The sequence below is a fragment of the Streptococcus sp. GMD1S genome, from assembly GCF_000296875.1.
Classification (GTDB): domain Bacteria; phylum Bacillota; class Bacilli; order Lactobacillales; family Streptococcaceae; genus Streptococcus.
On record NZ_AJQY01000455.1, the window covers coordinates 1 to 1,099 of the forward strand.

The window sequence follows — 1,099 nt, forward strand, 5'->3', positions numbered from 1 at the left end:
TGCTGGATTCCAATAGCTTCTAGTTCTTGTCTTGCAAAATGAACCAGTTCTTTGTCACTATAGTCTACATCGATAATGAAAAAGTATTCTCCCAAGGCTGTTTTAAGGGGGCGACTTTCAATCTTTGTTAAGTCAATCCCTCTCCAAGCAAAGGTCGAAAGTGCCTTGTAAAGAGCACCAGGTAGGTTGTCTGGTAAGGTCAAGGCCAAACTCATTTTTTCAGCTTGTGAGTTCAAAGGAATCTTCGGTATCTCTGCCCCTAACACCCAAAAACGTGTGAAATTGGCTTCCATTTCCTGAATATCCTCTGCAATCAATTCCAAGCCATATTCTTCAGCTGAACTTTTAGGAGCAATAGCTGCATAAGGCTGATCTGGATGTTCTGAAATAAAGCGAGCTGCATAGGCGGTACTGGCGGTTACCTCGATTTGAGCCTCTGGATAGTGTTCATCGATGAATTTTTTTCCCTGAGCCAAAGCCTGAGGATGGGAAAAAATCTTCTCAATCTTAGTATGACCAGGAACTGCCATCAACTGCTGGTGAATGGGTTGAACGATTTCTGCCACTGCTTGGATGCGAGCCTGGTGAAAAAGGTAATCCAAACTTTCATGGACACTACCTTCAATGGAGTTTTCAACTGGTACCACAGAATAGTCCACCAAGCCCTGTTCATAGGCCTTGATAACATCTGTGATATTGGCAAAGGCATGCAATTCCTCTTTGGGAAAGGCTGTCTGCACAACATGATGCGAAAAAGATCCCTTGGGACCTAGATAGGCAATTTTCATCTCAGTTCCTCTATAATTTCCTCTGGGCTTAACTTGGTCACATCTAGAATCCGACTGGCTACTTCCTCATACCAAGCTTGTCTTTCATGGAAAATAGCTACCAGTTCTTCCTTGCTTTTGTTAAGAAAAAGTGGACGCTGATTGTCCTTATCAGCTGCGATACGTTGGTAGAGGGTTTCAAAATCTGCTTTTAGGTAGATGTTATCAGGATTGGTTTTGAGCAAGTCACGATTTCTCTGAGAAATGACAACTCCTCCGCCAGTTGACACAACTCGGTCCGTTTTTAGTAAGTCAGCTAGGACTTCTGACTC

General features: G+C 43.2%; 2 protein-coding genes. Both read right to left on the reverse strand.

Annotated elements, in window-relative coordinates; all coding sequences use genetic code 11:
* Window positions 1–788 (reverse strand): prephenate dehydratase (pheA, locus tag GMD1S_RS11205; protein ID WP_000686424.1); only part of this gene is annotated, 788 nt, incomplete at its 3' end.
* Window positions 785–1,099 (reverse strand): shikimate kinase (locus tag GMD1S_RS11210; protein WP_000374158.1); only part of this gene is annotated, 315 nt, incomplete at its 5' end. The genes pheA and GMD1S_RS11210, both read right to left, overlap by 4 nt.